This is a genomic window from Saccharothrix sp. HUAS TT1 (genome assembly GCF_040744945.1).
In the GTDB taxonomy this organism is placed as follows: Bacteria; Actinomycetota; Actinomycetes; order Mycobacteriales; family Pseudonocardiaceae; genus Actinosynnema.
Genome location: NZ_CP160453.1, coordinates 1767001 through 1788814, shown reverse-complemented (window position 1 = coordinate 1788814; position 21814 = coordinate 1767001). Strand labels below are relative to the sequence as shown.

24 protein-coding genes are annotated in these 21814 nt (G+C 72.8%); 18 read left to right on the top strand and 6 right to left on the bottom strand.

Annotated features, from left to right (window positions below):
• Positions 1-14: 14 nt before the first annotated feature.
• From pstS to AB0F89_RS08800, 3 genes are all read right to left on the bottom strand, one after another.
• Positions 15-1136, bottom strand: coding sequence for a phosphate ABC transporter substrate-binding protein PstS (gene pstS, locus AB0F89_RS08810; protein WP_367134399.1), 1122 nt, complete (start codon positions 1134-1136; stop codon positions 15-17).
• Between the two features lie 192 nt (positions 1137-1328).
• A complete protein-coding gene (gene mshD / locus AB0F89_RS08805) occupies positions 1329-2183 on the bottom strand; it encodes a mycothiol synthase (protein WP_367138784.1) in 855 nt (284 codons plus the stop codon).
• A gap of 62 nt (positions 2184-2245) precedes the next feature.
• Positions 2246-3001 (bottom strand): winged helix-turn-helix domain-containing protein, encoded by a 756-nt coding sequence (locus AB0F89_RS08800; protein ID WP_367134397.1) that lies wholly within the window; start codon positions 2999-3001, stop codon positions 2246-2248.
• Between the two features lie 175 nt (positions 3002-3176).
• Here AB0F89_RS08800 and AB0F89_RS08795 point away from each other — a divergent pair, with 175 nt between their 5' ends.
• From AB0F89_RS08795 to AB0F89_RS08750, 10 genes are all read left to right on the top strand, one after another.
• Positions 3177-3965 carry an alpha/beta hydrolase family protein gene (locus tag AB0F89_RS08795; protein WP_367134395.1) on the top strand — a complete coding sequence of 263 codons (789 nt, stop codon included), beginning with the start codon at positions 3177-3179 and terminating at the stop codon, positions 3963-3965.
• Positions 3962-4759: a DUF2993 domain-containing protein gene (locus AB0F89_RS08790; protein WP_367134393.1), complete on the top strand. Its 798-nt coding sequence runs from the start codon at positions 3962-3964 to the stop codon at positions 4757-4759. The genes AB0F89_RS08795 and AB0F89_RS08790 overlap by 4 nt, the downstream gene beginning before the upstream one ends.
• The gene (locus tag AB0F89_RS08785) at positions 4760-5185 is read left to right on the top strand and encodes a TlpA family protein disulfide reductase (RefSeq protein WP_367134391.1); all 426 of its coding nucleotides are present in this window, start codon (positions 4760-4762) and stop codon (positions 5183-5185) included.
• 247 nt (positions 5186-5432) lie between these two features.
• Positions 5433-5870 carry a DUF4395 domain-containing protein gene (locus AB0F89_RS08780; protein ID WP_367134389.1) on the top strand — a complete coding sequence of 146 codons (438 nt, stop codon included), beginning with the start codon at positions 5433-5435 and terminating at the stop codon, positions 5868-5870.
• A 38-nt stretch (positions 5871-5908) separates the two neighbouring features.
• Positions 5909-6754, top strand: coding sequence for a sulfurtransferase (locus AB0F89_RS08775; protein ID WP_367134387.1), 846 nt, complete (start codon positions 5909-5911; stop codon positions 6752-6754).
• A 2-nt stretch (positions 6755-6756) separates the two neighbouring features.
• A complete protein-coding gene (locus AB0F89_RS08770; RefSeq protein ID WP_367134385.1) occupies positions 6757-7059 on the top strand; it encodes a DUF1416 domain-containing protein in 303 nt (100 codons plus the stop codon).
• Between the two features lie 211 nt (positions 7060-7270).
• Positions 7271-7906, top strand: a complete 636-nt coding sequence (locus AB0F89_RS08765) for an FABP family protein (RefSeq protein WP_367134383.1) — start codon at positions 7271-7273, stop codon at positions 7904-7906.
• Between the two features lie 75 nt (positions 7907-7981).
• Entirely contained in the window at positions 7982-8578 is a 597-nt protein-coding gene (locus AB0F89_RS08760) for an allophanate hydrolase subunit 1 (RefSeq protein ID WP_367134381.1), read from the top strand.
• Positions 8579-8655: 77 nt separating this feature from the next.
• Positions 8656-9498 (top strand): biotin-dependent carboxyltransferase family protein, encoded by an 843-nt coding sequence (locus AB0F89_RS08755; RefSeq protein WP_367134379.1) that lies wholly within the window; start codon positions 8656-8658, stop codon positions 9496-9498.
• Positions 9499-9651: 153 nt separating this feature from the next.
• A complete protein-coding gene (locus AB0F89_RS08750) occupies positions 9652-12213 on the top strand; it encodes a glycosyl hydrolase family 18 protein (protein WP_367134376.1) in 2562 nt (853 codons plus the stop codon).
• A gap of 48 nt (positions 12214-12261) precedes the next feature.
• Here the strand turns inward: AB0F89_RS08750 and AB0F89_RS08745 are convergent, their stop codons facing one another.
• On the bottom strand, positions 12262-13104 hold the full coding sequence (locus AB0F89_RS08745) for an aminodeoxychorismate lyase (RefSeq protein WP_367134374.1): 843 nt from the start codon (positions 13102-13104) through the stop codon (positions 12262-12264).
• A 34-nt stretch (positions 13105-13138) separates the two neighbouring features.
• On the opposite strand from AB0F89_RS08745, the gene AB0F89_RS08740 reads away from it, so the two are divergent.
• The 5 genes from AB0F89_RS08740 (at position 13139) to AB0F89_RS08720 (ending at position 17513) form a co-directional block, all read left to right on the top strand.
• Positions 13139-13588 carry a Fur family transcriptional regulator gene (locus AB0F89_RS08740; RefSeq protein ID WP_367134372.1) on the top strand — a complete coding sequence of 150 codons (450 nt, stop codon included), beginning with the start codon at positions 13139-13141 and terminating at the stop codon, positions 13586-13588.
• Positions 13585-14676, top strand: coding sequence for a folate-binding protein YgfZ (locus AB0F89_RS08735; RefSeq protein ID WP_367134370.1), 1092 nt, complete (start codon positions 13585-13587; stop codon positions 14674-14676). The genes AB0F89_RS08740 and AB0F89_RS08735 overlap by 4 nt, the downstream gene beginning before the upstream one ends.
• Positions 14677-14779: 103 nt before the next feature.
• Positions 14780-15628, top strand: a complete 849-nt coding sequence (locus tag AB0F89_RS08730; protein ID WP_367134368.1) for a 3-keto-5-aminohexanoate cleavage protein — start codon at positions 14780-14782, stop codon at positions 15626-15628.
• A 60-nt stretch (positions 15629-15688) separates the two neighbouring features.
• Positions 15689-16270, top strand: a complete 582-nt coding sequence (locus tag AB0F89_RS08725; RefSeq protein WP_367134366.1) for an aerial mycelium formation protein — start codon at positions 15689-15691, stop codon at positions 16268-16270.
• Positions 16271-16316: 46 nt separating this feature from the next.
• Complete coding sequence (locus tag AB0F89_RS08720) at positions 16317-17513, top strand: MFS transporter (protein ID WP_367134364.1); 1197 nt, start codon at positions 16317-16319, stop codon at positions 17511-17513.
• Here AB0F89_RS08720 and AB0F89_RS08715 read toward each other — a convergent pair.
• Positions 17466-18347, bottom strand: coding sequence for a hypothetical protein (locus AB0F89_RS08715; protein WP_367134362.1), 882 nt, complete (start codon positions 18345-18347; stop codon positions 17466-17468). The genes AB0F89_RS08720 and AB0F89_RS08715 overlap by 48 nt on opposite strands.
• Positions 18348-18509: 162 nt before the next feature.
• Between AB0F89_RS08715 and AB0F89_RS08710 the strand changes: the two genes are divergently transcribed.
• On the top strand, positions 18510-18695 hold the full coding sequence (locus tag AB0F89_RS08710) for a DUF3073 domain-containing protein (RefSeq protein WP_367134360.1): 186 nt from the start codon (positions 18510-18512) through the stop codon (positions 18693-18695).
• Between the two features lie 72 nt (positions 18696-18767).
• Here AB0F89_RS08710 and AB0F89_RS08705 read toward each other — a convergent pair whose 3' ends face one another.
• Positions 18768-19832, bottom strand: a complete 1065-nt coding sequence (locus AB0F89_RS08705) for an NADH:flavin oxidoreductase/NADH oxidase (RefSeq protein WP_367134358.1) — start codon at positions 19830-19832, stop codon at positions 18768-18770.
• A gap of 286 nt (positions 19833-20118) precedes the next feature.
• Here AB0F89_RS08705 and AB0F89_RS08700 point away from each other — a divergent pair, with 286 nt between their 5' ends.
• Together AB0F89_RS08700 and AB0F89_RS08695 are read left to right on the top strand one after the other, a co-directional pair.
• Positions 20119-20865: a Crp/Fnr family transcriptional regulator gene (locus tag AB0F89_RS08700; protein ID WP_367134356.1), complete on the top strand. Its 747-nt coding sequence runs from the start codon at positions 20119-20121 to the stop codon at positions 20863-20865.
• 105 nt (positions 20866-20970) lie between these two features.
• Positions 20971-21813, top strand: a complete 843-nt coding sequence (locus tag AB0F89_RS08695; protein WP_367134354.1) for a hypothetical protein — start codon at positions 20971-20973, stop codon at positions 21811-21813.
• Position 21814 lies beyond the last annotated feature (1 nt).

Sequence of the window (21814 nt, the reverse complement as noted above, 5' to 3'; positions counted from 1 at the left end):
GTGTGCCGGCCTGATCAGGCGATGGCCTTGATGGCGGTCAGCAGCTTGTCCTGGAAGGCCTTGGGCAGCGGAGCGTAACCCGCCTCCGCGAGCCCTTCCTGGCCGCTGGTCGCCGCGACCGTGAGGAACGCCTTGACGGCCTTCGCGGTGTCGGCGTCGTAGCCCTTCGAGCAGACGATCTCGTAGGTGGCCAGCAGCAGCGGGTAGGCGCCCGCGGTGGTGGAGGCGTAGATCGAGTCCAGGTCGAGCACCAGGTCGTTGCCCGTGCCCTTGATGGTGGCGCCGTCGATGGCCTTGCCGACCGTCTCGTCGGTCAGCTCGACCGCGCCGGAGCCGTTGTCGATCTTGGCGATGGACAGCTTGTTGTCCTGCGCGAACGACAGCTCGACGTAGGTGATGGCGCCGTCGACCGAACCGGCGGCCTGCGCGACGCCGGCGGACTTCTCCTTGGCCTCGCCGACACCGCCCTTGAACTGCTTGCCGTCGCCCTGGGTCCACGCGCCCTTCGAGGCGGCGGTCAGGTACTTCTGGAAGTTGTCCGTGGTGCCGGACTCGTCGGACCGGTAGACGACCTTGATGTCCTTGTCCGGCAGCGACGCGCTGCTGTTCACGGCCTTGATGGCCGGGTCGTTCCACTTCGTGATGGCGCCGTTGAAGATCTTGGCGGCCAGCTCGCCGGTCAGGGTCAGGTCGGTGACGCCCTCCAGCTTGTAGCCGAGCGCGACCGGGCCGAACACCATCGGCAGGTTCCACGCCGGGTTGCCCTCGCAGCGCTCGGCCGCCGCGGCGACCTCGCCCTTGCTCTCGGACAGCGGCGAGTCGGAGCCGCCGAAGTCGACCTGGGCCGCGTTGAACTGCTTGACGCCCGCGCCGGAGCCGGAGGCGTTGTAGGCGAGGTCGGAGCCGGGGCACGCGGCCTGGTACGCCTGGACGAACGAGGCCATCGCGTTCTGCTGCGCCGAAGAGCCCTCTGCGCTCAGCCTCGACTTGCCGCCGCACTCGACGGGGACCGTCGCGGCGCCCGCCGCCGACGTCGGACCCGTGCCGGCGGTGTTGTTGTCGCTGCCACACGCGGTGAGCAGAAGCGCACCGGCCGCGATCAGGCCGAGTACGGCGCCGTGTCGCTTGGTCTTCACCTGAGGTCCTCCAGCTGCGGAAGCGGATTCGCGGCAGACCTCCGCCGCTCGACACGGACGGTAGGTAGCGAGGGTGGACGGCCCCCCAGGAGAAGGTGAACGGCGGGTGAACACCACACGGGAAGTGACGGAGTACACCGCCTTTTGGGTGTCCCGTGACCTGCGCGTTTGCAGGGCGTGACAGGTTTGTCACTACCGGGAGTACTGGACGTCGGAATCCCACCGGGTGAAGCCCAACCGCTCGTACACGGCCAGTGCCGCGGCGTTGTCGGACTCGACGTAGAGCATCACCTCGGTGAGCCCGGTGGCGCGCAGGTGCGCGAGCCCGGCGAGGGTGATCGCCTTGCCGAGGCCGCCGCCCTGCGCGTCCGGGTCGACGCCGACGACGTAGACCTCGCCCAGCTCGGCGGTGTGCGCCTTGGTCCAGTGGAAGCCGAGCAGCCGCTCGTCCCGGTCGACCGCGAGCAGGAAGCCGGCCGGGTCGAACCAGGGCTGCTCCTCCTTCTGCCGCACGTCCTCGATGCTCATCGCGCTCTGCTCGGGGTGCCAGGCGAACGCGCGGTGGTTGACGTAGACCACGGCGGCCTCGTCCCGGCCGGGCACGAACGGGCGCAGCGCGACGCCGTCGGGCAGGACGGGCTCGGGCAGGTCGGCGTCGAGCGGGCGGCGCAGCCGCAGCAGCTCGCGGACCTCGCGGTAGCCGAGCCGCGCGGCCAGCGCCCCGGCGCCGGGGTGGCCGCCGTGCGACCAGACCCGGACCGGCTTGGGGCGGTCGGCCAGCGCCCCGACCAGGGCGGCGCCGACGCCGCGGCGGCGGTGGTCGGGGTGCACGGCCAGCTCGGCCACCTCGTTGCCGTCGGAGTCGCCGAACACGTCCAGGTGCAGGTAGCCGGCCAGGGTCTCGCCCGCGCGGGCGAGCAGGTGCCTGCTGCCCCGCGCGCCGGGGCGGAGGCGGAGCACCACGGCTTCGCCGACGGGTGCGACGCCGTCGACGGTCTGGGCGGCGTCGAGCAGGCCGGAGATCTCGGCGGCCTGCTCGGGGGACAGCTCCTCGAACCAGCTCAGTTCCACGCCGGAAACCTACTCGGGGACCGCCGCCTCCGGGTGGCTCAGGCCCGGAAGATCAGCTCGGCCTCGTCGACGTTGGTCTCCGCCGCGTCCACCACGTGGTCCACGCGGCGGGCGCCACCGGGGCGCGGGGGGCGGACGAACTTGTAGCCCACGTTGCGCACGGTGCCGATCAGGGACTCGTGCTCGGGGCCGAGCTTGGCGCGCAGGCGCCGGACGTGCACGTCCACCGTCCGGGTGCCGCCGAAGAAGTCGTAGCCCCACACCTCCTGGAGCAGCTGCGCGCGGGTGAAGACCCGGCCCGCGTGCTGGGCCAGGTACTTCAGCAGCTCGAACTCCTTGTAGGTGAGGTCGAGCGGGCGGCCGCGGAGGCGGGCGGTGTAGGTGGCCTCGTCGATGACCAGCTCGCCGAGCTGCAGCGAGCCGTCGCCGCCGGGCTGGGTGGCGCCGCGGCGGGAGCGCACCAGGCGCAGGCGGGCGTCCACCTCGGCCGGGCCGGAGGTGGGCAGCAGGATCTCGTCCACGCTCCAGTCGGAGTTGACCGCGACCAGGCCGCCCTCGGTGACGACGGCCACCACGGGCACGTCGACGCCGCTGGAGTCGAGCAGCCGGCACAGGCCGCGGGCGGCGGCCAGGTCTGTCCTGGCGTCGACCAGGACGATGTCGTGGGGACCGGCTTCCAGCAGCGCGGAGACCTCCGGCCGGAGCGGCCGGACCTCGTGCGGGAGGAGCGACAGCGCGGGCAGCACCGCCTCCGGATCGGGGTCGGTGGTCAGCAGCAGCACGTCGATGCTCATCGCGGCGCCCTCTCGTTCGGCCGGTGCGTGGTCACCGACCAAGCACAGGCGAAGTACGGTGACCGGGCCCCGTTGCCTGCGGATGACGGAGACGATACCGGTGCACGGCACGAAAGACCCAGGTCAGCAGGTCAGGGTCACAGTTGTTTCCACAAGCGTCACGCGTGTTACACGCATGTCACACGACGCTGTCCTCCTGCACGGCGTGCACGTGAGGTCGGCGCCGGCCACGACGGACCTCGCGTTCGTCGTGGGCCACGGCTTCACCAACCACGTCCGCAAGCCGTTCGTCGCACGGGTGCTGCGGCGGTTCGCGCGGCACGGCGGGGTGGTCGCGCTGGACTTCCGCGGCCACGGCCGCTCCGGCGGGCGGTCGTCGGTCGGCGGCGACGAGGTGCACGACCTGGCGGCCGGTGTTTCGCTCGCCCGCGACCTCGGGTACCGCCGGGTGGTGACGGTCGGGTTCTCCATGGGCGCCTCCATCGCGCTGCGCCACGCGGGCCTGCACGAGGACCGGCCGGACGCGGTGGCGGCGGTCAGCGCGCCCTCGCGCTGGTGGGTGCGCGACACGGTCGCGATGCGCCGGGTCCACTGGCTGCTCGAACAGCCGCACGGCAGGCTCGCCGCCCGCGCGCTCGGCGTCCGCCTGGGACCGCCGTGGCGGATCGCGCCGGAGAGCCCGCTGGAGGTGGTGCACCGCATCGCGCCGACCCCGCTGCTCATCGTGCACGGCGAGCAGGACCACTACTTCGGGCCCGCGCACGCCGTCGCGCTGCACCGGGCCGCCGGCGGCGACGCCCGGCTGTGGCTGGAGCCGGGCTTCCGGCACGCCGAGTCGGCGATGACGCCCGCTCTGGTAGACCGGATCGCGACGTGGCTGGACGAGCACTCCCGGCAGGACGGGCGCTCCCGGCAGGCGGGCGCCGAGCACCGCACCACCCACCGGACAGGGGACAGGCGATGACCGCCACCGAGACCAAGCGCCGCCGACCGGCCCGCGGCCGCAAGCTGATCATCGCCGCGCTCGTGCTGCTCGCGCTGCTGGTCGCGGCCGACTTCGGGCTGGCCGCCGCGGGCGAGTACCAGGTGGCGCAGAAGATGCGCGAGAAGTTCATGCTGAACGAGGACCCGTCGGTCCGGATCAACGGCTTCCCGTTCATCACCCAGGCCGTCGGCGGCGACTACCGGGACATCGAGATCAGCGCCACCGGCGTGCCCGTCCGCGACCAGCTGCGCGACCTGGAGATCCGGGCGAACCTGCGGCACACCCGGATCGGCCTGTCGGACCTGCTGGCCGGCAACACCCGCGGCGCGAAGATCGACGAGGTGCAGGGCAGCGTCAAGATCAAGGCGAACGACCTGAACCGGGTGGTCAACCAGGTCACGCCGTTCACCGACATGGCGATCGAGCCGGACACCCGCGCCGAGCCCGCCGCGGGCCAGGCCGCCGACCCGACCGTCGCCGCGGTGAAGCTGTCCGGCAACACGAAGGTCGCCGGCCGCAGCATCCGGATCACCGCGTACGGCACGGTGTCGCTGGTCGACGGCCAGGTGGTGATCGCGATGAACGACGTCGAGCTGGACGACCTGTCGCTGGACGGGCTGGACGCGGTGCTCGGCGTGGTGCGCGAGGCGCTGAGCGTGACCATCGACCCCGGCACGCTGCCGTTCACCGTGACGCCGACGGCGGTCCGGGTGGAGAGCGGCGCGTTCACCGTGGAGGGCGCCGTCCACGACATCCCCCTGGACGGCAACTAGATGACCGGCGTGTGGGCGCTGCTCGGCGCGGTGGCGGTGGTCGCCGCGATCGGCCTGGTGCTGCGCGCGCGGAACGGCCGGGTGCGCGCCGCCAGGCCGCGCGGCGCCCTGCCCGCGCCGGTGCGCGACCTGCTCGACCCGGACGCGCCGGTGACGCTGGTGCAGGTGTCCACGGCGTTCTGCGCGACCTGCCGGCAGACCAGGTCGCTGCTCGCGGACCTCGCCGCCCGCACCGACGGGCTGCGGCACGTCGAGCTGGACGTGACCGACCTGCCGGGGGTGGCGGCCGACCTCGGGGTGCTGCGGGCGCCGACGACGCTGGCGTTCGACCGGTCCGGCGGCGAGCTGCTGCGGGTCGGCGGCGTCCCCAGGGCGGACACGCTTATTGCGGCTTTGCGCGCACACCTGCCTAACCCGATCGGGTGAAGCTGGGAACTCCCACCAATTGGACACCACTCCCGGCACCAGGGACGACCGGCTACCCTCGAACGCATGACCACGGTGCTGACCAAGCGACTCGCGGTGGACCTGTGCCGCGTGCGCAGCAGCCTGTGTCGCGCGGCGCGCTGACCGGGCGGTCCCCGGCGGCCCGCGCACCCTTGACGGGTGCGTGCGCCTGCCCCTAGACCGCCTGATACGGACTGCCAGTCTTGTCCACCGTCAGGAGGTCGCCGTGCCGAGAGATGCCCCCGTGGACCCGCGCGGTCCCCGGTTCAGCGCCTGGATCACCACCAGCATCCTGGCGGTCGTCCTGCTGACCGGGTCGTGGCGGCTGCTGGCCGCGCAGACGGTGCTGTTCGGGATGTGCGCGTTCATCTCGCTCAAGCTCAACCCGTGGGGTCACGTCTACCGGTTCGCCGTGCAGCCGAGGATCAGGCCGACCGCCGAGCGCGAGGAAGCCGCCCCGCTGCGGTTCGCGCAGGGCGTCGGGTTCGTCTTCGCCCTGGTCGGCACGATCGGGTACGCCACCGGCCTCACCGCGCTCGGGGTCGTCGCCACGTCCGCCGCGCTGGTCGCCGCGCTGCTCAACGCCGCGCTCGGCCTGTGCGTCGGCTGCGAGGTGTTCCTGCTCCTGCGCCGCTACGCGCCCGCCCTCGCCCGACCACAGTGACACCGTCGCAGTACGAACGAAGAATTGGGAGCAGCTCGATGAGCCGTGAAGACGTCCTGGTCTCGGCCGCTTGGTCCGAGGAGAACCTGACCGCGCCCGGCGTGGTCTTCGTGGAGGTGGACGAGGACACCACCGCCTACGAAGGGGGTCACATCCCGGGCGCGGTGAGGATCGACTGGAGGACCGAGCTCCAGGACCCGGTGCGGCGCGACTTCGTGGACCGCGCGGGCTTCGAGAAGCTGCTGTCCGCCAAGGGCATCGCCAACGACGACACGGTCATCCTCTACGGCGGCAACAACAACTGGTTCGCCGCCTACGCCTACTGGTACTTCAAGCTGTACGGCCACCACGCCGTCAAGCTGCTCGACGGCGGCCGCAAGAAGTGGGAGCTGGACGGCCGCCCGCTGGACAAGGAGCAGGTCGACCGCCCGACCACGACCTACACCGCGCAGGAGCAGGACCTGGCGATCCGGGCGTTCCGCGACGAGGTGGTCGACGCGATCGGCAACAAGAACCTGGTCGACGTGCGCTCGCCCGACGAGTTCTCCGGCAAGCTGCTGGCGCCCGCGCACCTCCCGCAGGAGCAGGCGCAGCGCGGCGGCCACATCCCGAGCGCGATCAACGTGCCGTGGAGCAAGGCGGCCAACGAGGACGGCACGTTCAAGTCGAACGAGGAGCTGGCCGAGATCTACGGCGCGGCCGGGTTCGACGGCTCGCGCAAGACGATCGCCTACTGCCGCATCGGCGAGCGCTCGTCGCACACGTGGTTCGCGCTGCACGAGCTGCTGGGCCACGAGGACGTGAAGAACTACGACGGTTCCTGGACCGAGTACGGCTCGCTGATCGGCGTGCCGATCGAGCTCGGCAGCGGCAAGGAGGGCTGATCATGAGCTTGGACGGTTGCGGCGCGCCCCAGCAGGGCGTGGACGTCCAGGTCGGTGCGAACGAGGTCGTGCTGACCGGCAAGGTGCGCTCGGCGGGCGCCCCGGTGGGCGGCGCGTTCGTCCGCCTGCTGGACGCCTCGGGCGAGTTCACCGCCGAGGTCGTCTCGTCGGTCGACGGTGACTTCCGGTTCTACGCCGCGCCGGGCACGTGGACGATCCGCGCGCTGCACCGGTCCGGCAACGGGCAGGCGTCGGTCAGCGCGGAGGGCCCGGGCGTGCACCCGGTCGAGGTCGCGGTGGCCTGAGCGGCCCTAGGACACGGGGGCGCACGGGCTCGACCCGGCGCCACCCCCTCGCCGACCCCGGTGGCGTTCGCCACCGGGGTCGGCGACTTCCCGGGTCGAGTGCCTAAACTGGCCGGGTGGAACACTTCTTCACAGGACTGCTGGTCCTCGTGTCCCTGCTGGTCGTGTGGTTCGCCGGGTACGTGGTGTACCGCCTGTTCTCCGACCAGCGGTGAGCGACAACGAGCCCGTTCCGGGCAGTGGTGACGCGGCCGTGCAGGCCGCCGCTTCGCGCGCCTCGGTGACCGGTGCGCGCAACCTGCCGCAGTTCGACGACCTGCCGATCCCGGCGGACACCGCGAACCTGCGCTCCGGCCCGTCGCTGCACGACGCGTGCCTGGCGCTGCTGCCGCTGGTCGGCGTGTGGCGCGGCGAGGGCGAGGTCGTGTACCCGACGATCGACGGCCCGTTCCGCTACGGGCAGCAGATCACGTTCGCGCACGACGGCAGGCCGTTCCTCTACTACGAGGCCCGCGCGTGGCTGCTGGACGAGGACGGCGGCGTGATCCGGCAGGCGGCGCGCGAGACCGGTTTCTGGCGCCCGCAGGCCGACGACACGATCGAGGTGCTGCTCACGCACAACACCGGGATCGTGGAGCTGTACTACGGCAAGCCGCGCACCCAGACGTCGTGGGAGATCTCCACGGACGCGGTGGTGCGCACGGCGACCGCCAAGGAGGTCACCGGGGCGCAGCGGCTGTACGGCATCGTCAACAACGGCGACCTGGCGTACGTCGAGGAGCGGGCCATGGTCGGCCAACCGCTCCAGCCGCACACCTCGGCCCACCTCAAGCGCGTCGTCGGGTGACCTGAGCGTCGTCGCTCCACGACGAGCGCCGGCGCTCAGTTGGATTGTTCAACAATCCTCCTCTACCCTGGTCCCATGCAGCTGCGGCGTTGCGGCACCGACGCGGTCCTGGTCGAGGTGGGCTCGCTCGGCGAGGTGGAGGCCGTGCGCGCCGCCCTCGCCGACCTGCCGGACGTGGTCGAGCTGGTCCCGGCCGCCCGCACGGTCCTGGTCGTCGCGCCGGGCGGGCTGACCGCCGTCCGCGCGGCCCTGGCCACCGCCGACCTGGCGCACCGGCCCGGCGCGGACGGCGCCGAGGTGGTCGTCCCGGTCCGCTACGACGGCCCGGACCTGGACCTGGTCGCCGAGACCGCCGGCCTGACCGCCGCCGAGGTGGTCGAGCTGCACACCGGGGCCGACTACCGGGTCGCGTTCTGCGGGTTCGCCCCCGGCTTCGCCTACCTGACCGGCCTGCCGGAGCCGCTGCGCCAGCCGCGCCTGGACTCGCCGCGCACGAAGGTCCCCACCGGCTCGGTCGGCGTGGCGGGCGAGTACACCGCCGCCTACCCCAGGTCGACCCCCGGCGGCTGGCGGCTGATCGGCCGCACCGACGCGCCGCTGTTCGACCCGCGCCGCCCGACCCCCGCCCTGCTCGCCCCCGGCGACCGCGTCCGCTTCGAGGCCACCCGATGACCCTGCAACGCGAGAGTCCGACGTCCGGCGCGCGAGAGTCCAACGCTCGGCGCACCCGGGTTCAACGCTCGCTGACCGTGCTGCGCACCGGCCCGCAGGCCCTGGTGCAGGACCTGGGCCGGCCCGGCAACGCCCACCTCGGCGTCCCGCCCTCGGGCGCCCTGGACGTGCCGTCGCTGCGGCTCGCCAACCGCCTGGTCGGCAACCCCGAGGACGCCGCCTGCCTCGAAGTGCTCCTCGGCGGCCTGGCCCTGCGCGCCAACGCCTCCTGCACCGCCGCCGTCACCGGCCCGTCGACCCCGGCGCTGGTCAACGGCGTGCCGCGGGACTCGCCGCTGCACCTGGCGCCCGGCGACACCCTCACCCTGGGCACGCCCTCCGGCGGCCTGCGGTGCTACGTCGCGGTGTCCGGCGGCATCGCCGTCCCGGCCGACCTGGGCAGCCGGTCCACCGACCTGCTCTCCGGCCTGGGCCCGCCGCCGCTGCGGCCGGACGACGAACTGCCCCTCGGCGAGCCCACCGGTGTGCCGGTCGGCGCGGACGTGCTGGTGCCGGTGCGGGTGCCGGGCGAGCTGGTGGTGCCCGTCGTCCTCGGACCGCGCGACGACTGGTTCGACGACCCGGCGGGCCGGCTGCGCGCGGGCCGCTGGACGGTGTCCGACCGGAGCAACCGGGTCGGCCTGCGCCTCACCGGCGCGGTCCTCGACCGGGCCGCGCACCGGGTCGGCCGGGAGCTGCCGAGCGAGGGCCTGGTGACCGGCGCGGTGCAGGTGCCCGCCGACGGCCGGCCCGTCGTCTTCCTCGCCGACCACCCCACGACCGGCGGTTACCCGGTGATCGGCGTGGTCGGCGCGGACGTGCTCCCGCTGCTCGGGCAGGCCGCGCCGGGCACCCGGCTGCGGTTCGCGCCGGTGGCCTGAGCACCGCCGGGCCGCAGGGCTGAACGGACGCAATTGGTCTAGACCCATTGTCAACGAGGTCCGCAAGACTTACGTTCAGAAGCGTTCAGAAAGCGCAAGACCGGGCCGCCGTGGTTCTCGACTGTTCCCTGTCAATCGAGAGGCACACCCCTGATGCGCCGACCAGCCATCGCGCTCCTGGCCGTCTTACTGGCCACCGCAGCGCTGCCCACCCCGGCCACCGCCGCCACCGGCCTGACCGCCGCCTTCAGCCGAACCGGCGCCACCGGCAAGTTCGTGGTCGCCAACCCGACGACCGCCGCCGTCGCCGGCTGGTCGATCAAGTTCGACCTGCCCGCCGGCGTCACGGTCAGCGGCGCGCAGCACGCCACGACCACCCAGAACGGCACCCGGGTGACCCTGACGCCCGCGTTCTACATCAACACCCTCCAAGCCGGTCGCGACACCGAGCCGTACAGCCCGACGTTCACCCTCAGCCAGGCCGCCGACCCGACGACCTGCACCGTCAACGGCGCGAACTGCGACGGCAGCGGCCCGCCCGCCCCGCCGCCCGCGCCGACCACGGCCGACTTCACCCTGACCGGCTCGACCGGCAAGTTCGTCGTCACCAACAACACCGACGCGGTGCTGGCCGACTGGTCGATCACCTTCACCCTGCCCGCCGGCGTCACGGCGAGCGGCGCGCAGCACGCCACGATCAGCCAGACCGGCAACGCCGTCACGCTGAACCCCGTGCACTACAACCGGAGCGTGGGCGCACGGCGGTCCACCGAGCCGTACAGCCCGACGTTCACGCTGAGCTCGGCGGCCGAGCCGGTCACCTGCCGGGTCAACAACGCCAACTGCGACGGCACCCCGGACACGCCGCCGACCCCGCCGGCCAACCTGCACTCGCCGGTGAAGACGACGAAGACCGCCTCGCTGGCGTGGACCGCCTCGACCCCCGGCTCGCTGCCCATCGCCGGGTACGAGGTCTACAACGGCACGACCCTCGCCACCACCGTCACGTCGACCAGCGCCACCGTCACCGGCCTCAGCCCGAACACCGCGTACCGCTTCACGGTGAAGGCCAAGGACACCAAGGGCGCGCTGTCGACCGCTTCCAACGCGCTCGACGTGACCACCAACAACCCGGCCGACGACACCCAGCCGCCGACCGCGCCCGCGAACCTGCGCAGCACCGCCAAGGACGCCGGCAGCATCACGCTGAGCTGGGACGCCGCCACCGACAACCGGGGCGTGGCCAACTACGACGTCTACCAGGGCGCCACCGTGAAGGCGACGGTCACCGGCACCACGGCCAAGGTCGACGGCCTCTCGCCGTCCACCGCCTACACCTTCACCGTCAAGGCCCGCGACCTGCACGACAACACCTCGGCCGCGAGCAACGCCACCACCGCGTCCACTTCGGACATCGTCGGCGGGTACGCGCGGATCGGCTACTTCGTCCAGTGGGGCATCTACGGCCGCCAGTACTTCGTGAAGAACCTGGACACCAGCGGCGCCGCGGCCAGGCTGACGCACCTCAACTACGCGTTCGGCAACGTCGACCCGGTCAACCTGACCTGCCTGCACGGCGTCACCAAGGGCACCTCGCCCGACCCGCAGGACCCGAACCAGGGCGACGGCGCGGGTGACGCGGAAGCCGACTACAGCAGGCCGTTCAGCGCGGCGCAGTCCGTGGACGGCGTCGCCGACACCGGCTGGGAGCCGCTGCGCGGCAACTACAACCAGCTGCGCAAGCTCAAGGCCAAGCACCCGCACCTGAAGGTCCTGATCTCGCTCGGCGGGTGGACCTACTCGAAGTACTTCTCCGACGTCGCGGCCACGGACGCGTCCCGCAAGAAGTTCGTCAAGTCCTGCCTGGACGTCTACATCAGGGGCAACCTGCCGGTGTACAACGCGGCGGGCGGGCCCGGCACGGCGGCGGGCGTCTTCGACGGCATCGACCTCGACTGGGAGTGGCCGGGCGCGGAGGGGCACCCGGGCAACCACGTCGGGCCGGACGACAAGCGGAACAACACCCTGCTGATCGACGAGTTCCGCCGCCAGCTGGACGAGCTGGGCGGGCAGACCGGCAAGCGCTACGACCTGACCGCGTTCACCCCGGCCGACCCGGCGAAGATCGAGGCCGGGTGGGACCTGCCGCAGGTGGCGAAGTCCCTGGACATCTTCAACGTGCAGGGCTACGACTTCCACGGCGCGGGCAGCGACAACTCGTGGGAGCCCAACCGGACCGGCCACCAGGGCAACCTGCACGCCGACGTGGACGACCCGTACCCGTTCCACTTCAGCGTGGAGGAGGCGGTGGACGCCTACACCTCGGTCGGGGTGAACCCGCGCAAGATCACCATCGGGCTCGCCTTCTACGGCCGCGGCTGGCAGGGCGTGCAGGCGGGCGGGAAGAACGGCGAGTGGCAGTCGGCGACCGGGGCCGCACCGGGCCAGTTCGCCGAGGAGGCGGGCACCCGCGGCTACTCGAACCTGCTGGCGAGCGTGCCGGGCTGCACCGTGCACCACGACGAGGCGGCGGTGGCGACGTCCTGCTTCACCGGCAACGGCGGGCAGTGGTGGACGTTCGACGACGCGTGGGCGATCCAGAAGAAGACCGCGTGGCTCAAGCAGCGCGGCCTGCTCGGGGCGATGATCTGGGAGATGTCCGGTGACACCGCCAACGGCGCCCTGATCAACGCCGTGGACGCCGGCCTGAAGTAGGCGGGACGCGCGGCCCCGGGCGCGGAGGAGGCGCCCGGGGCCGCGGTCCTAGTACTCCGACTCGTACAGCGCGGCCAGCCGCGCGTGCAGCTCGGTCGAGTCCGGCAGCGCCTTGCCGTCCAACGTGTGCACCCGGGTGACCTTGCGGACGCTCGACGCCAGGAAGACGCCGTCCGCCGCGTACAGCTCCTCGACCTCGATCGGCCGCACCTCGACCGCCCAGCCCTCGCGACCGGCGGCCCGGAACAGCGCGGCCTGCGTCGTGCCGGGCAGGATGCCCAGCTCGGCGGGCGGCGTCACCAGGGTCCGGCCGCGGGCCATGATCAGCGTGGACGTGGGTCCTTCCAGCACCGAGCCGGACGACGTGGTGAACACGACCTCGGCCGCGCCGCGCCGCTCGGCCTCGCGGATCGCCGCCATGTTGACCGCGTACGACAGCGACTTGGCGCCGAGCAGCAGCCACGGCGCGCGCTCCATCAGGCCCGGCTCGATGCCCCGGTCCAGGGTGACCGCGGCGATGCCGTCGACCCGCTGGGCCAGCACCTTGGGCGCGATGTCCAGGCCGAGGGCGAACCCGGTCGGCGTGCCGTCCCCGCCCTCGACCCCACGCGTGTAGACGAGCTTCAGCGCGATCTCCGCGCCGCCCGTCCAGTTGTCCAGCACGAGGTCGACGGCGCGCTCGAACGCGGCCCGGTCGGGTTCGGGCAGGTCGAGCATGGCGGCCGAGCGGGCCAGGCGGTCCAGGTGCGGACCCAGCTCCCGGGGCTTGCCGTCGACGACGAGGATCGTCTCGAAGATCCCGTCGCCGCGCATCAGGCCGTAGTCGTCGACGCGGATCAGCGGGGCGTCGGGATCGGCGAGCGTTCCGTCCAGTAGTGCGAGCACGCGCATACCGTGAGACTACTCACGGCCTACCATCGGCTCCGTGGACACCGCCGGCGCTCCGAAAGCCCTGCGCAAGACGCTGCACGAACGCGGCTTGCGGATGACACCCCAGCGCCAGCTGGTGCTCGACGCGGTGCGCGAGCTGGGGCACGCGACGCCGGAGCGGATCTGCCAGCGCGTCCAGGTCACCGCGCCCACGGTCAACATCACCACGGTCTACCGCACGCTCGACCTGCTGGACCGGCTCGGCCTGGTCCGGCACACCCACCTCGGGCACGGCGCGCCGAACTACTCGGTGGACGAGCACGAGCACGTGCACCTGGTGTGCCACCGGTGCGGCCGGGTGGACGAGGTGCCGTGCGACCTGCTCGCGCCGCTCGGGGGAACACTGCGGGAGCGGCACGGGTTCGAACTTGATGCGAGCCACCTCGCGCTGTCCGGCACCTGCCGCGAGTGCCTGAGCCAGAGCGCACCGAAGGAGTCCGAGTGAACTCACCGCTGTTGACCGCCCCCGGCGCGGTCGCCCCGTTCGAGGGCGCCCCCGACCAGGGCGTGCCGTGGCACTTCGGCGACCCGTTCGCCGAGCAGCGCTCGGCCGCGCGGTCGGTCGCGGTGTTCGACCGGTCGCACCGGGCCGTCATCGCGATCCCCGGCGACGACCGGCTGACCTGGCTGCACTCGCTGACCAGCCAGCACTTCACCGCGCTCGGCGAGGGCCGGGGCACCGAGGCGCTGATCCTGGACGTGCAGGGCCGGGTCGAGCACCACGCCGTGGTGGCGAACGTCGGCGGCGTCGCCTACCTCGACACCGAGGCGTCCCGGGCGGGCGAGCTGCTGGCGTACCTGACCAGGATGGTGTTCTGGTCGAAGGTCGAGCCGCGGGACGCGACCGCCGAGCTGGCGGTGCTGACCGTCGTCGGCCCGGAGGTCGCCGGGCTGTTCGACAGGCTGGCCGTGCCGCTGCCGGAGGGCCCGAACGGCGTGGTCGCGCTGGAGGGCGGTTTCGCCCGCCGCATGACGTGGCCGGGCCAGGACGCGGTCGACCTGGTCGTCCCGCGCGGCGAGCTGGCGGCGTGGTGGGCCAGGCTCACCGACGCGGGCGCGCGCCCGGCGGGCAGCTGGGCGTTCGAGGCGCTGCGGGTGGAGTCGCTGCACGCCCGGCTCGGCGTGGACACCGACGAGAAGACCATCCCGCACGAGGTGAACTGGATCGGCGGCGCCGTGCACCTCGACAAGGGCTGCTACCGGGGCCAGGAGACGGTCTCGAAGGTGCACAACGTCGGCCGGCCGCCGCGCCGGATGCTGCTGCTGCACCTGGACGGCTCGCGCGAGGTGCAGCCGGAGACCGGCGACCCGGTGCTGGTGGACGACCGCGTGGTCGGCCGGGTCGGCAGCGTCGCGCTGCACCACGAGCTGGGCACGATCGTGCTGGCGCTGGTCAAGCGCTCGGTCCCGCCGGAGACCGAGCTGCTGGTCGGCGCGGAGGACCGCCGCGTCCAGGCGTCGGTCGACCCCGACTCGGTGCCGCCGGACACGCCGGGCCTCGGCCGGGAGGCGGCCCGCAACCTCGGCCGCTGATCGTCCGGACCGGAAAACCGGCGACCTCGCCCACCTGCGGTTCCGGGCCGGTCGGGCACCGCTGACCCGTTGGACCGAACGGGTTCTGTGCCAGGATCACGACATGTCCCGACCCGGATCCCACGGCACGCTGCTCACCGTCGCCCCCACCGGGGCCGAGCACGCGAAGGCCGACGTCCCCCAGCTGCCGGTCACGCTGGCGGAACTGGTCAGCACCGCCCAGGCGTGCGAGCAGGTCGGCGCGGCCATGGTCCACGTGCACATCAGGGGCGCGGACACCAGGCCGACGCTGGACCTCGGGCTGCTCAAGGAGGCGGTGGCCGCGCTGCGCGAGCACACCGACCTGGTCGTGCAGCTGTCCACGGGTGGCGCGGTGACCGACCCGGAGGCCGACCGGCTGAAGGTGCTCGACGCGCTGCCCGACTCGGCGTCCTGCACCATGGGCACGGTGAACTTCGGCGACGACGTCTTCCTGAACCGCTGGGAGTTCGTCGTCGCCCTGCACAAGGGGATGCAGGAGCGGGGCATCGTCCCGGAGTACGAGATCTTCGACATCGGCCAGCTGGCGTCGCTGCGGCGGTTGCTGGACCAGCACGGCCTGCCCGCGGGCGGCAAGGTGCACGTCGACCTGGTGATGGGCGTGCCGGGCGGCATGCCCGGTGACGCGGAGACGCTGGTGGCGGCGTTGCGGCTGCTGCCGGAGGGCGCGTCCTTCTCGGCGACGGGCATCGGGCGGACCACGCTGCCGGTGATGTTGACGGCGTTGGCCGCGGGCGGGCACCTGCGGGTGGGCATGGAGGACACCACCTCGTACGCGAAGGGCCAACCGGTCCGGGACAACGCGCAACTGGTCGCGCGCGCCGCGGGGTTGGCCAAGATCGCCCAGCGCCCGCCGCTGTCGCCCGCGGAAGCACGCGCGCTCTTGGGCGTGCGCAGTCCGGTACAGGTTTGAGACAACTTTGGAAGCAGGTTTGTGTTGGCGGGTGGACACGAACTACCTCAGGATGAGTACGTGATCGAGGTGCGTCCTGGCGGGCGCCGCCGTATCGACCGGGTGCTCGCCCCCGACTACGCGGAGGGTGTCGAGCGGCTTCCGCTCGCCGAGGTGCGCGCGCTGCGCGACGAGGCGGCGCAGGAGGAGACGGACCTGTCGTACCTGCGGCGGCTGCTGCACGCGCGGATCGACATCGTGCGGGCCGAGCAGGAGCGGCGGACGTCCGGCGGTTCGGCGGTGGTCGACCAGCTGGCGACCATCCTGGCCTCGAACGCGGTGGGGCCGGCGACCGGCCTCGGCCGGTACCAGACCCAGGAGCCGTCCCGGGCCGAGGCGCACCGGCGGCACGTCGAGGCGCTGGTCTCCGACGTCGACCTCTCGGACGTGAGCGCGCTCTCGGACGACAAGCTGGACCTGGCGCTGCGGGTGTTCGTCGGCGAGGAGGCATCGGTCTCGTCCCGGCGGCGCGAGGTGCAGGCCGTAGTCGACGCGCTGAACGCCGAGATCGCCGGGCGGTACCAGAACGGCACCGCCTCGGTGGACGAGCTGCTGGCCGCGGAACGGGGTTGGCCGACCAACCCGGGGCGTTCCAAGGAATAGGATCACACTCCCACTCCATGGACCAGCCACCTAACGTGGCTGGTTGATGGCACAACAACGGTCCACGCGCCCCGGTTACCGCTGGGTGGTGCTCGCGATCGGGGCGGTGGCCCAGGGCGCCAACGCCGCGGTGTTCCTCGGCCTGCCGGCGATCACGCCGCAGCTGCGCGAGCACTTCGGGCTGTCGCTGCCGCAGGTCGGGCTGCTGCTCGGCGCGGTCAACCTGGGCACCATGCTCACCCTCGTGCTCTGGGGCGCGGCGGCCGACCGGCGCGGCGAGCGGCTGGTGATGGCGGTCGGCGGCTTCGGCGCCGCCGGGTGCCTGGCCCTGGCCGCGTTCGACGGGCCGGTGGTGGCCGGGCTGGCGCTGGTCGGCGTCGGCCTGTTCGGCGCGAGCGTGAACGCGGCGAGCGGCCGGGCGGTGCTGACCTGGTTCCCCGCCGAGCGGCGGGGGTTCGCGATGGGGTTGCGGCAGACCGCCACCCCGCTCGGCGCGGCGCTGACCGCCGCGGTGCTGCCGGTCGTCGCGCTGCGGGCCGGGGTGCCGGCGGCGTTCCTGGCGCTGGCGGGCTGCACCGCGTTCGTCGCGGTGGCCGTGGCGCTGTGGGTCCGGGAGCCGCCGTGGGCGGTGCGGTCCGGTCGGGGCCGGCACGGCGTCGTGCTCAAGGACCCGGGCCTGATCCGGCTCAGCGCGGCCAGCGGCCTGCTGGTCGTCCCCCAGTTCACCGCCGCGGCGCTGATGGTGGAGCTGCTGCACGACCACCGCGGCGTGGCCGTGGGCGTGGCCGCGGGCCTGTTCGCCGCCGCCCAGGTGGCGGGCGGCGTGGGCCGCCTGGTCGTCGGCGCGTGGTCGGACCGGTCGCCGACCAGGGTCGGGCCGCTGAAGGCGCTGAGCGTGCTGATCGCCGCCGGGTTCGTCCTGTGCGCGGCCCTCGACCGGGCCCCGGTGTGGGTGCTCGCGGCGGCCCTGGTCCCGACCGCCGCGCTGGCGCTGTGCTGGAACGGCGTGGCGATCACCGCCGCCGGCGAGCTGGCGCCACCCGGCCGGACCGGGATCGCGCTCGGGATGCAGAACACCGCCAACTACCTGAGCGCCACCGTGACGCCGCCGCTGGCCGGCTGGGTCGCGGTGACCGCCGGCTGGCCCGCCGCCCTGCTCCTGGCCGCGGCGGCGGCGCTGGGGGCGCGCGTGCTGCTAGCCGTGCCGCTCGCGGCGGGCCGGCTCGCTCCAGAACTCCCGTAGCTGCTCGTACCGCAGCGCGACCTCCTCGGCGTCACCCGCCTCCAGCGCGTCCACGATCGCGTTCACGTCGGTGGCCGAGCTGTCCTCCAGCAGGTCCTGGTCGTCGATGAGCTGCACCAGGCCGCCGTAGTCCAGCTCGACCGCGGAGTCCGGCGCGAAGTGGTCGAGCCACCGCCCGGTGTCCGCGAGCACCTTGGCCGGGCCCGCGTCGCCCAGCGAGCTGGACACCACCTGGTGCGCCCGTGCCACCCGCGCCCTGGCGTCCGGCATGGACACCCGCCACGACACCTGCCGCTCCGGGTCGTCCTTCGGCGCGAGCACGATCCGCCGCGTCCCCGGGTCGACCAGGGCGAACCACGGCAGCGGCACGGTCCAGGTGGTGGAGATGACGTGCACCGCCCCGCCGGTCAGCTCGGCCATCACCGCCGACGCCCTGGCCCGGATCGCCTCCGGCTCGACCTCGACGGCCGCCTCCCGCAGCGGCCCGGTGGCCGTGGCCAGGAAGCCGACCAGCGCGGCGGCCGACCTGGCCCGCAGGTCGAGCGGGCAGACCAGCGGTCCGGGCCCGACCTGGCCGGGCACCTCGGCCGGGCTGATGGTCATCACGTCGAACGGCGCGTCGGGCGCGACGCTGCCGTCCGACCGCTCACCGGGCAGGAGGCGACGCGGGCGGGCCAGCTGTGATCGCAACCACAGCTCCTGTTCCCGCGCGCCGACGTCCGCTCGGCTCAAAGGCCCGTCTTCCAGGGCTTTCCGCACCTGGTCCGCCAACGGTGCGTCAAGAGCCGACAGCGGTTCGTACACCCTGAGGTAGGCGACGAACGGTCGAGGCACCCGCGCATCCTCCCATGGGGAGATTTGGCGGTACGTGTCACGCCTACCGCGTCGCGGGGAACCCCTTCGACACGGTACGGTAGTTACCAGGAACTAGTTGTCGAGACGAGTGGGGCCGCCGTTCCCCCGGCCGCCCCCGTCCCTGTGCGAGGGGGTCGAGCCATGGGGCGCGGCCGAGCGAAGGCCAAGCAGACCAAGGTGGCGCGGGAGCTCAAATACAGCTCTCACAACATCGACGTCGACGCCTTGCAACGCGAGCTGTCCGGCGGCGAGTCCGCTGGGGTCCGTCGAAGCGAAGAACGCTTCGACGACCCGTCGGAAGACGATTACGACGACTACCGTCGCTGACACAACAACACCCGCTGCTGAGGTTGGGCTGCCGGTTTCGACGACCGGCAGCCCAACCTTTGCGGCGGGCCCCTAGAACGCCCTGGCGTACTGCCTCGGCGGGTTGACCTGCACCCCCAACCGCTGTGCCGCGTGCAACGGCCAGTACGGGTCGCGCAGGGATTCCCGGCCGAGCAGCACCAGGTCGGCCGAGCCGTCGGCGAGGACCTGTTCGGCCTGCCGGGCGTCGGTGATCATGCCGACCGCCCCGGTGGGCACGTCGGCCTTCCGCCGCACGGCCTCGGCGAACGGCACCTGGTAGCCGGGGCCGGTCGGGATGTCCGCCGACGGCACGTTGCCGCCGGTGGACACGTCGACCAGGTCGGCGCCCAGGGCCGCGAGGCCGCGCGCCAGCTCGACGCTGTCCTCCGCGGTCCAGCCGCCCTCGACCCAGTCGGTGGCGGAGATGCGCACGAACACCGGCACGTCCGCGCCGACGGCGTCCCGGACGGCGGCGGTGACCTCGCGCGTCAACCTGGCGCGGTTCTCCGGGGACCCGCCGTAGGCGTCGGTGCGGTGGTTGCTGAGCGGCGACAGGAACTCGTGCAGGAGGTAGCCGTGGGCGGCGTGCACCTCGACCACCCGGAAGCCGGCCGCCAGCGCGCGCCGGGCCGCGGCGGCGAAGTCGGCGACCACCCGCGCGATGCCCGCCCCGTCCAGCTCGACCGGCGACCGGTAGCTCTCGTGGAACGGCTCGGCGCTCGGCGCGACGGGCGCCCAGCCGCCGTCGGCGTCCGCGACCCCGCCCCGCCGCTCGGCGAACGGCGGGTACGTGGACGCCTTGCGGCCGGCGTGGGCGAGCTGCACGCCCGCGACGGCGCCGTTGGCGTGGATGAAGTCCACCACCGGCCGCCACGAGTCGACGTGCGCGTCGTCCCAGAGGCCCGTGTCGTCGGGCGAGATGCGGCCGGCGGCCTGCACCGCGGTCGCCTCGGTGAGCACCAGGCCCGCGCCGCCGACGGCGCGCGAGCCGAGGTGCACGAGGTGCCACTCGTTCGGGTGGCCGTCCTTCGCCGAGTACTGGCACATGGGGCTGACCGCGATCCGGTTGGGCAGCGTCACGGCGCGGACGGTCAGCGGGCTGAACAGCAGGCTCACGTGCGGCTCCTGGAGGGGTCCCGGTACGACGACGGCCCTTCGGCGCGTCACCCGGTCCAAGTTCACCGGATCGGCCCCTTGTTCCCCGGTGTGGTGACCGTCCCACCTCGCGGGAGCTGCGGAATTCCATTCGATTCGGTATTGCGCGCGCATTCGCACGTGATCTTCAATGGGAGGTCGACTGGCAAAACGCCGAACAGAAGGCCACCAGTTACGCCCATTCGGGTGTACTGTCCGCAGCACGTTCGGGGAGACCATCACTTGCCGCCCGACGCAGGTCGGTCCTTTGGAAGTTCCCGCCGGTCACGACAGTAACAGGATCCACATGCTGCCCATGCCGACCACGATGACGCAGGATCCAGGGTGGCCCAGCAACAGCCTCCTGGGTCGCCTCCGAGACAACACCCGACAAGAACTGCTGAACATCGGCACGGTCGTGCGCTACACGGCCGACCGCGAGGTCATCGAGCAGGACGCGAAGGACACTCATGTCCTACTGCTGCTCGACGGCGTCGTCAAGGTGCAGACCACGGACGAGACGGGCGACACGGCGCTGCTCGCGATCAGGGTCGCGGGCGACCTGGTCGGTGAAATGGCCGCGCTGGACCAGAAGCCGCGTTCCGCCACCGTCGTCACGTGCGGTGACGTGGTGGCGAAGCTGATCACCAGCGGTGAGCTGATGGGCTTCCTGCACCGGCGCAACGACGTCTTCGTCGAATTGATCGGGATGATCAACGACCGGCTGCGCTGGGCGAACCAGCGGCGGCGCGATTTCCTGTCCCACCCGGCCGCCGAACGGGTGGCGCGGGTGCTCGCCGAATTGGTGCAGACCTACGGGCGCGAAGAGGCGCACGGGTGGACGTTGGGAATTCCGCTGACGAAGGTGGAACTCGCCTCGATCGCCGGGATGAAGCCCCGAACGGCCGAGAAGGCGTTCTCCGATCTGCGAAAAGCGGGGGTGGTGGTCAGTCACCTGAGGCGTGACGTGCTGGTGCCCGATCTGGCCGGACTGCGGAAATACGCGGGGTTCTGACCCGGGACCGCACGACTGCGGAATTGCTGCCGATGCAGTAGTCCACAGTTACTCTGCGCAGTCGGACAACCGCCGTGCGCCAGCACCCGTCGAGAGGTCGTGCCCATGAGCTTCCAGCGCAGTCTGCTGGTGTGTTGTGACCTGAGGAGCTACGGGTCGGCCGACGACCTGCTCCAGCGCGAGCTGCAGGAACTGCTCGTGCGCAGCCTGGACCGGGCGGGGGTGGCCGCCGGCCTGGACCGCTCGACGTGGCGGCGGCAGGCCAAGGGCGACGAGGAGTGGGCCGTGCTGCCCGCCGGGACGCCCGAGGGCGACGTCGTCGACCGGTATGTGCGCGCGCTGGACGCCGAGCTGGCCGCGACCAACCGGTACCGGCTGCCCGAGGGCAGGCTGCGGCTGCGCCTGGCGATCCACTTCGGCGCCGCCGTCGAGGGCGCCAACGGCTACCCCGGCCAGGACGCGGTGCTGGTCAGCAGGCTGATGAACGCCGAACCGGCGCACGCGGCGCTGGACCGGTCGCCGGACGCGCCGCTGGTGGTGGTGCTGTCCGACACGCTGTTCACCTCGCTGGTCGCGGCCGGGCACACCACGCTGCGGCCGGCGGACTTCCGCCGGGTGCCGGTGCGGGTGAAGGACTTCAGCGGCCACGGGTGGATGTGGCTGCCGAGCGGTGACGTGCACGCCCTGGTGCTGGACGAAGCCGCGCCGACCGGGGCCGAACCGGCGGGGGCCGCGCCGACCGGGGCCGCGACCCCGGTCCCGCCGCCCGTCGCGTCGGTGAACCAGAGCGCGGTGGCGACCGGCGGCTCGACGGTCGTCCAGGCGGGTCGCGACGCGCACGCGCCGGTGCAGAGGGCCGACGTGATCCAGCACTTCCAGGGCAACGACCAGCGGAACTCGTCCTTCGGCCCGGACTACCGCGGCCGGGACGCCGACAAGGGGGCGTGAG

Coding starts and splice junctions, on each gene's coding strand:
- AB0F89_RS08800 (WP_367134397.1), bottom strand. CDS start 3,001: ATGAGCATCGACGTGCTGCTGCTGACCACCGACCCCGATCCGGAGGCG.
- AB0F89_RS08795 (WP_367134395.1), top strand. CDS start 3,177: ATGTCACACGACGCTGTCCTCCTGCACGGCGTGCACGTGAGGTCGGCG.
- AB0F89_RS08790 (WP_367134393.1), top strand. CDS start 3,962: ATGACCGCCACCGAGACCAAGCGCCGCCGACCGGCCCGCGGCCGCAAG.
- AB0F89_RS08785 (WP_367134391.1), top strand. CDS start 4,760: ATGACCGGCGTGTGGGCGCTGCTCGGCGCGGTGGCGGTGGTCGCCGCG.
- AB0F89_RS08775 (WP_367134387.1), top strand. CDS start 5,909: ATGAGCCGTGAAGACGTCCTGGTCTCGGCCGCTTGGTCCGAGGAGAAC.
- AB0F89_RS08770 (WP_367134385.1), top strand. CDS start 6,757: ATGAGCTTGGACGGTTGCGGCGCGCCCCAGCAGGGCGTGGACGTCCAG.
- AB0F89_RS08760 (WP_367134381.1), top strand. CDS start 7,982: ATGCAGCTGCGGCGTTGCGGCACCGACGCGGTCCTGGTCGAGGTGGGC.
- AB0F89_RS08750 (WP_367134376.1), top strand. CDS start 9,652: ATGCGCCGACCAGCCATCGCGCTCCTGGCCGTCTTACTGGCCACCGCA.
- AB0F89_RS08745 (WP_367134374.1), bottom strand. CDS start 13,104: ATGCGCGTGCTCGCACTACTGGACGGAACGCTCGCCGATCCCGACGCC.
- AB0F89_RS08730 (WP_367134368.1), top strand. CDS start 14,780: ATGTCCCGACCCGGATCCCACGGCACGCTGCTCACCGTCGCCCCCACC.
- AB0F89_RS08720 (WP_367134364.1), top strand. CDS start 16,317: ATGGCACAACAACGGTCCACGCGCCCCGGTTACCGCTGGGTGGTGCTC.
- AB0F89_RS08710 (WP_367134360.1), top strand. CDS start 18,510: ATGGGGCGCGGCCGAGCGAAGGCCAAGCAGACCAAGGTGGCGCGGGAG.
- AB0F89_RS08695 (WP_367134354.1), top strand. CDS start 20,971: ATGAGCTTCCAGCGCAGTCTGCTGGTGTGTTGTGACCTGAGGAGCTAC.